The sequence below is a fragment of the Pantoea sp. 18059 genome (genome assembly GCF_902706165.1).
In the GTDB taxonomy this organism is placed as follows: domain Bacteria; phylum Pseudomonadota; class Gammaproteobacteria; order Enterobacterales; family Enterobacteriaceae; genus Pantoea; species Pantoea agglomerans.
Genome location: NZ_CACSJS010000078.1, coordinates 1 through 379 on the forward strand (window position 1 = coordinate 1; position 379 = coordinate 379).

At 55.7% G+C, this 379-nt stretch carries 1 protein-coding gene; it reads left to right on the top strand.

Translation table 11 applies throughout. The annotated features are described in order from the left end of the window. Positions 1–166 precede the first annotated feature (166 nt). On the top strand, positions 167–379 hold a 213-nt coding region (locus GVJ63_RS22145), incomplete at its 3' end, for a 3'-5' exonuclease (protein ID WP_200843150.1).

The following is a 379-nucleotide window of genomic DNA, read 5'->3' on the forward strand; positions in this document are numbered from 1 at the left end:
AGGTCACGCTCTTGACCCCGCCTGCACTGGTAGTGGCGCGAAACTGCTCAAGCGTCATGCTGTTCATTTCTATCTCCTGTTGTCACAAATATAGTTGATATTGTGCATGTTTGATAGAATGTTTGCAATGAACTTTCTTCCACTTTCGACATGGCCAGCGAATGCCATGCTTGTCATCGATCTCGAAGCGACTTGCGATGAGGCCGACGCTCTGCAGGCGATGGAGATCATCGAGATCGGTGCTGTCTGGGCCACGCCCGCCGGCGAGATCCTGGACGTCTTTCAGGCCCTCGTGCGGCCAGTAGTGCACCCGAAGCTCACGCCGTTCTGCCGGCGACTCACGGGCATCGAGCAGATCGACGTGGACGGTGCAGAGTTA